Here is a 7,222-nt window from a genome sequence, read left to right as displayed (position 1 = left end):
TAGGTCCTCATGAAAAGGGCAAATATACAAAAAATAAATTTCAGTATGTAAAAGAATGGGATGTATATGCTTGTCCTAATAATTGTTTTTTAAAATATAAGACTACCACCCGTCAGGGATATAAAGAATATGTTTGTGATAAAGAAATTTGTTCAAATTGTAGATTTAAAGATAAGTGCCTAACTGGAAAAAGTGAATTTAGAACTATTAGACGACATGTATGGGAAGAATATAAAGATAAAAACATAGCCTTTTTAAAAACTGATAAAGGTAAAAGAATATACAAAAGAAGAAAGGAAACAATAGAGCGAAGCTTTGCAGATTCGAAAGAATTACATGGGCTTCGCTATTGTCGCTTCCGCGGATTAGCTAAAGTAAGCGAACAATGCTTACTTACAGCAGCAGTTCAAAATATGAAAAAGATTGCAAGGGTACTATCCCTTTTATTTTTTAAAGGTATTAATAAAATATTTATGTTAAAATCAGAAATTTACTGTGAAAATTTATATGCTACCGCATAAATAAACCCCTTGATTTTTAGAATCAAGAGGTTTATCAACAATCTGAACTCCCTTTTGGTATTACCAAAAGGGAGTTTTGTTACACCCTAAACTTTCCTACAAGTTCATTCATATTTTGGCTCATATCATTTAGAAGCTGAACAGATTCTGCAAGTGTTTCTGAAGACCTACTCATCTCTTGAGTGGAAGCTGCAATTTCCTCGGATGAAGCAGAAACCTCCTCTGCAACTGCTGATGCAGATTCAATCTTATTTATTATGCTGTCCTTACTCTTATTTAATTCTTCAATTGAATTTGTTGTTGTAACTATCTTTGGTGCTATTTCATCAACAGAAGATGTAATTGACTTAAAGGACTGTAGTGCAGTATATATTTTATCCATTTGATTTTCAAGTTCCTTTTTCATAACATCAGTTGTATTAACCATAGCAGCTGTTTCATTATACACTTCAGAAACAAGGTTTGCTATATTTGTAGAAGAATTTTTACTTTGTTCTGCAAGTTTTCTAATTTCATCAGCTACAACAGAAAAACCGCGACCTGCTTCTCCAGCACGAGCTGCCTCTATTGCAGCGTTTAGAGCAAGAAGGTTTGTTTGTTCTGCTATATTATTTATTAAAGTAGTAATTTCGTTTATTTTAGATACATTTACTCCAACTTCTTGTATCTTGTGTGTCAAATTATTAAATGATTTATTTACACCTTCAATAGATTGAATAGCAAATTCCATATCTGTGTTGCTACTATCTGCCATTTGTTTTACTTTGTTTGTACTTTCATATACATCCTTTATAAGTTCTACTATACCTTCCAATTGGTTGCTAAATTCAAAAATTATATTTGTAATATCTGATAAATCCTGTGCTTGATTCATTGTACCCTGTGCCACATCGTTTGTTGCTGCTTCGATGTTTTGGCTTGATGCATTAAGTTCTTCAGAAATAGATGATAGATAGTCTGTTTGAGCACCGATTTTATCTGCATTATGTTTAATTTGTGTAATTATATCAAGTAGCGTCTTTCTCATATATTCAATTGAGTTTGCCATTTTACCAAGTTCATCTTTTCTAATTAGCATATTTTCTGGTGTTTCTTCTGTTAAATTTCCTTGAGAAATAAGTTCTAATTTTTCTACAGCTGTTTGTATTGGTTTTGTTAAGGATTTTGATAGCGTAACAACAAGAGCTGAACCTAAAATAATAAACAGTACTGTTGTTATACCAATGCCTACTTGTAGTGTTTTAAGCTCCTTTAGTATTTCTTTCTTTTCAATCATAATACCAACAGACCAATTGGAAGATTTAATTGGAGCATATCCTACATATTTACGTACACCATTATATACATATTCACCAGATCCAATTTGACCTGCTATCATCCTTTTCATTATATCAGCAAGTTCCTTAAGGCTTTTATCCTGCTTTGACTTTTCAATAGGGTTAAATTTATCTACAACTAACTGTCTGTTGTTATGGGCTATAATTGTACCTGTTCTATCTATAACAAATGCTTGGCCACTTTTACCAAATTTAATATCATTTGAATAATTGCTTATTTCATTCCCATCCCTTGCGGCACTAATACATCCTATTACTTGTCCATTAGCATTTTTAACAGGAACTGTATATAAAACAAGAATGCTTCCATCCACCTTGCTTATTATCGGATCAGAAATATTGCTTATACCCTTCATGGCCTTTTCAAAGCTTTCTTGACCTGCAATATTAAAGGAGTTTCCATCTGTATCAACTAGATTTCCCTTTGTATCCACATAGCTTATTCCTATGAAGTTATATTTAGTTTTAACGTTAGCAAGAACTTTAAGTTTTTCATCTAAAGGAATAGTCTCGTTTGTAAATATATTTTCGCTTGCTACTGTTTCTAATGCAGTAAGGTTAACTTTAATAGCATGTTCAATTGATGAAGCTGCCTGTTGTGCAACTTCTGGAAGAGTCATACTTATAGTATCAACTAATGCTTTTTTTGAGATATACATTGATATTAAAGATATACCAACAGATATTGTAAAGATAAGTGCTGTGAAAGTTAGAAGTAATTGTTGCTTTAGACTTTTGAAGTTTAGTTTTTTCAAATATATTCCCTCCTTGTGTAGTATGCAAACGATATTTTAACATAAAAAATTTAAATAAATTATATTTTTTATTAAAATTATGTTAAGTAAGTTTAAGAAACTTAAGATTAAATGGGTTTATTAACAGTTTTCATTTAAAAACATATTATGTTAGTGTAGTAATTAAATGAGGTTTAATATGAAAAACTTTTTTATTGTTCCATTTGTTTCGATGGATGAGCTAATGAGATACCAAAGTAGATATAAAAACATAAGAGAGGCTGAAGATGATGAAGATTTAAGGGCTAAGGTAGTTGATTTTAAACAGGGAGATGTAAATGGGGATGGAGTAAAGGATAATGTTTTTTTGATTGCAGATAGGCTTCCAGGAGAGGGGATATTATATAGGAATATAACCCTGTTGATACAGGATGGAAGGACACTAAAGTTTACTAGAGTTCCTCTAGAGAATAATGCAGGATATAATCCTACATTGTTTTTAGGAAGGTTTTCTGAAGGGAAAGTAAACCAAATACTAATTGTAATAGACACAGGAGGAAGTGGTGGTACTATATATAGTTATGTTTATTCCTTCCTTAATAATGAGGTTAAAAAATTGTTTGATTCAGACAAATATATTGAAGAGTACAAATATGGTGTAACTTATAGGGACAATTTTAAAGTAGATGTTTTGAACAAGACTTTACTATATAAATTTAGATTAGATATTGAATACAAGGGAAGAGAGTATTTATCAGAGATATACGATAAAAATGGAAAGTTAAAGGAACCTATTGAGGGGTTTGTAAGACCTTTAGGAGGATTATATCCAATTGATTTTGATAGAGATGGTATATATGAGCTTTATGCAGTTCAAGGTATCTCTGGAAGATATGGAGCGGACGGATTAGGTTATGTAGAGACAGTTTTAAAGTGGGATGGTAAGAGATTTAAATTAGTAAGGCAGAATGTAGCGATATTTGGTGCGGAGTATAGATAGTTATATTTTTGTAATTTTTATTGAATATATATTTATATAGGAGTAAAATAAATACGAACAGATAGGCCTTGAGTTCTTCAAGGTCTTATCTACTTTTTGGGGGAAGTTAAATATATAACAAAAGAAGAGGGAGATGAAAACATGAATTTAGTTCAAATTATTTCTTTAGCAGTATTCTTAGCAACATTTGTTTTAATAGTCAGTGAAAAAATAAATAGAACTGTAGCAGCAATGTTAGGTGCAATGGTACTTCTTATTATTAAAATAATTTCCCAAGAAAATGCAATTGAATTTATTGATTATACAACCGTTGGTGTATTGGTTGGTATGATGATTATTGTATCTATTATTAAAAGGACAGGATTATTCCAATATCTCGCAATAAAGATGGCCAAGCTATCAAAGGGAGATCCAATGAAAATAATTATTGTATTTGGTATTATGACAGCTATTTTATCAGCATTTTTAGATAACGTTACTACAATATTATTAATGATACCTGTCACACTTGTAATATCAAAGCTTTTAAAGATAAATCCTATACCATTTATTATGGTTGAGGTATTATCATCAAATATAGGTGGTACAGCAACTTTAATAGGTGACCCACCAAATATTATGATAGGTTCAGAAGCAGGAATAGGTTTCTTAGATTTTATAGTTAACCTTTCACCAGTTGTTATTATTATATTAATTTCAACAGTTTATATAATGAGGCTCATTTATAAAAATGACCTAAAGGTAGAAGAAAAACTAAAGAATGAAATAATGAAGCTAGATGAATATAGTGCTATAACTGACAAAGTATTATTAACAAAGAGCTTAATAGTACTTGCGTTAGTTATATTAGGATTTTTTATGCATGAACATTTAGGATATGAATCTTCAACAATTGCACTATCTGGTGCAACAATACTTCTTTTAATAAGTGGTGTTGAACTTGATGAAATATTGGTTGAGATTGAATGGCCAACTATATTTTTCTTCATAGCACTATTTACAATAGTAGGTACTTTAGAGGAAGTTGGAGTTATTTCAATGATGGCTAAGATAATAGTTGGATTTACAAAAGGGAATTTGTTATTAACAGGACTTATAATACTTTGGGCATCGGCTATTTTATCAGCCTTTCTAGATAATATCCCTTTTGTTGCAACTATGATACCTCTTATAAAGGGAATGGGGGCTATGTCTGGCATGAATATAATGCCTCTTTGGTGGGCATTATCGCTGGGTGCTTGTTTAGGAGGAAATGGAACATTAATTGGGGCTTCCGCTAATGTAGTAACTGTTGGTATAATGGAAAAGGAAGGATATAAAATAACATTTAAGGACTTTTTAAGGATTGGTTTTCCAATGATGATACTATCAATAGTAATATCAACAATATATTTAGTGTTGTTTAAGCTTCATTAGAATGGGGGTTAGGGCATGAAGGAGATTAATGTTAGAGAAACTATGCACGAAATGATGTTAAAGCAAATGGGAGGAAAGGTTACTTGTTTTTTAGGTAAACAGTGTTTTGTTAAGTTTGATGTAGAAGGATATGAAATAAGTTATGCGTATAATATAAATGCAAAAAATAAATACTTCCTACAAAGAGTAAAACCATATCCTATGATTGCGGGGGTTTTTGACGATTTAAAGGATGTAGTAAATATGATAGAAATAGATCTAGAGCAATTCAAAAACGTTATTACAAGTGGCAAATTTGAAAAGTTTTTAGAACTAAATAAAAAGATATTGGATACAGCAAGAAATTTAGAAGACCTTTTCTTCTATTACATTGTTGATGAAGAGATGTTTGAACAGATGGATAATGTAATTGAAGATGTAAGAAAAAGGATTAAAGAAAATGTAAAGGAAGATAGGAGAGTATACTTCAAGAAGGATCCTGAAACACTGTAAAAATGGAGGGCAGGTGCTCTCCATTTTTAATTATTTATGAAATATTTTTAAATTTAAACACATTGAAAGAACTAAATGCTATAATTTAATGCATAAAATATTTAAAAAAGGTTTAGGAGATGGGGAGATGAATTTAAAAGTTACATTAAAAAGAATATTTTTTATAGCTATAGGATGCTTAATTTCAGCAGTTGGAATTAATGCCTTTATTGTCCCTCATAAGCTTTTAAGTGGAGGGGTATCAGGTATAGCTATATTGCTTCAATATATTACAAAAGTACCATCAGGAATTTTTGTTTTACTTCTAAATATACCAATTTTTCTATATGGTAAAAAGGAAGTAGATAAGGAATTTGCAATATTAAGTATCTTTGGAGTAGCTTTTTTATCTTTATTCTTAACACTTACAAAAGGTATAAGAGAATATATACACATTAATGATATTCTGCTATCCTGTATTTATGGAGGAGTACTAAATGGTTTAGGTGGAGGGATTGCACTTAAAAACAAAGGTTCAATGGGGGGAACTGACATAATAGCAGTTGCAACCAAAAAAAGACTAGGTATAAATATCTCAACCCTCTCCTTTGGAATTAATATATTTATAGTTATGCTTGGAAGCATTATAAGTTCAATCCAAACAGCACTTTATACCTTGATTTCTATGTATGTATCATCAAAAATGCTAGATAAAACATTAAAGGGTATAAACAACGAAAAGATGCTCCTTATAGTAACAGATAAAGTAAACGAGGTTTCAGACTATATAATAAACGACATACATAGAGGAATAACATACCTTTATGGAGAAGGTGCATACACAAATAACGAAAAGAAGGTTATATATTGCATAGTAACTTTAAATCAGCTTGAAAAAGTAAAGGCAAAAATACTTGAAATAGACAACAGAGCCTTTATAACCATCCTAGATGCAGCAGAAGTAAGGGGCAAGGGTTTTAAAGTGCCACCCATGTGAAATGTGAAATTATCCAATAAATGGGTATTAAACTTTTTAAGATGCCTCCTGTCAAGTAGACAGTTGAAAAATATAAATCTTCTTCAAAGTGTCAATCGTTTGATTGACACTTTTTATGTATTTATATTGGATAGGTATTTCCTATATTTTAATGGGAAATGAGGTTTTAATATGTCTCCCTTATGGTAGATGTATTAACAATGAAAGATGTGTGCATTATAATAGTTGGTTCATGAGGTAAAATTTTTAGGCTCTTTGTCAATAGTTGGGGCGGGTATTCATTTAGAATGCCTGTCCTTTCTTATTTGAGAGGAATTTTAGAAAGATAAATTGGTTTTGAGGGAGTTTGCCTAAAAGTTTGCATGACAAAAAGACCAACGGTAGTTGGGTTCTTTTAAATATAATATTTTATAAAATTTAGTTACAACAATGAAGTATTCTATTTCTAAACCTATCAAAATTTTTAAAGCCGAAGGCATTTCTTTTAATAACTTTAATCTTGTTATTAAATCCTTCTATACAAGCATTTGTGTAAGGAATATCAAAAGAATTAACTATTCCATCGAAATATCTAATATAAGTATCAGCACATTTTTTGAATTCTTTAAGACCACTATTTTGAGCAAGTTTTATCCATTCCTTTAATAAAGTACGAGCTTCCTTAGAAGAAGATGCAGTTTCAGTAATTTTTAATAACTTTTCTTTTAATGCATGAGCAATAGCTAAATCGCTATTATAAGAAAGCA

Annotated in this window: 7 protein-coding genes; 5 read left to right on the top strand and 2 right to left on the bottom strand. The window is 30.5% G+C overall.

Annotated elements, in window-relative coordinates:
- Positions 1 to 521, top strand: a 521-nt coding sequence (locus TCEL_RS12305; RefSeq protein ID WP_040684109.1) for a transposase, incomplete at its 5' end; no start/stop codon positions are given.
- A gap of 79 nt (positions 522 to 600) precedes the next feature.
- On the opposite strand, the gene TCEL_RS12300 is transcribed toward TCEL_RS12305, so the two are convergent.
- Entirely contained in the window at positions 601 to 2,613 is a 2,013-nt protein-coding gene (locus TCEL_RS12300; RefSeq protein WP_018666589.1) for a methyl-accepting chemotaxis protein, read from the bottom strand.
- A 178-nt stretch (positions 2,614 to 2,791) separates the two neighbouring features.
- Between TCEL_RS12300 and TCEL_RS12295 the strand changes: the two genes are divergently transcribed.
- From TCEL_RS12295 to TCEL_RS12280, 4 genes are all read left to right on the top strand, one after another.
- Positions 2,792 to 3,592, top strand: a complete 801-nt coding sequence (locus tag TCEL_RS12295) for an L-type lectin family protein (RefSeq protein ID WP_018666587.1) — start codon at positions 2,792 to 2,794, stop codon at positions 3,590 to 3,592.
- A 141-nt stretch (positions 3,593 to 3,733) separates the two neighbouring features.
- Complete coding sequence (locus TCEL_RS12290; protein ID WP_040684108.1) at positions 3,734 to 5,008, top strand: ArsB/NhaD family transporter; 1,275 nt, start codon at positions 3,734 to 3,736, stop codon at positions 5,006 to 5,008.
- Between the two features lie 15 nt (positions 5,009 to 5,023).
- Entirely contained in the window at positions 5,024 to 5,500 is a 477-nt protein-coding gene (locus TCEL_RS12285; protein ID WP_018666584.1) for a hypothetical protein, read from the top strand.
- A gap of 127 nt (positions 5,501 to 5,627) precedes the next feature.
- The gene (locus TCEL_RS12280) at positions 5,628 to 6,476 is read left to right on the top strand and encodes a YitT family protein (RefSeq protein ID WP_018666581.1); all 849 of its coding nucleotides are present in this window, start codon (positions 5,628 to 5,630) and stop codon (positions 6,474 to 6,476) included.
- A 417-nt stretch (positions 6,477 to 6,893) separates the two neighbouring features.
- Here the strand turns inward: TCEL_RS12280 and TCEL_RS13935 are convergent.
- Positions 6,894 to 7,222: transposase (locus TCEL_RS13935; RefSeq protein WP_198010691.1), on the bottom strand; the 329-nt coding region annotated here is incomplete at its 5' end.

Source organism: Thermobrachium celere DSM 8682 (assembly GCF_000430995.1).
Classification (GTDB): Bacteria; Bacillota; Clostridia; order Clostridiales; family Caloramatoraceae; genus Thermobrachium; species Thermobrachium celere.
This window is presented reverse-complemented; position numbering and strand designations above follow the sequence as displayed.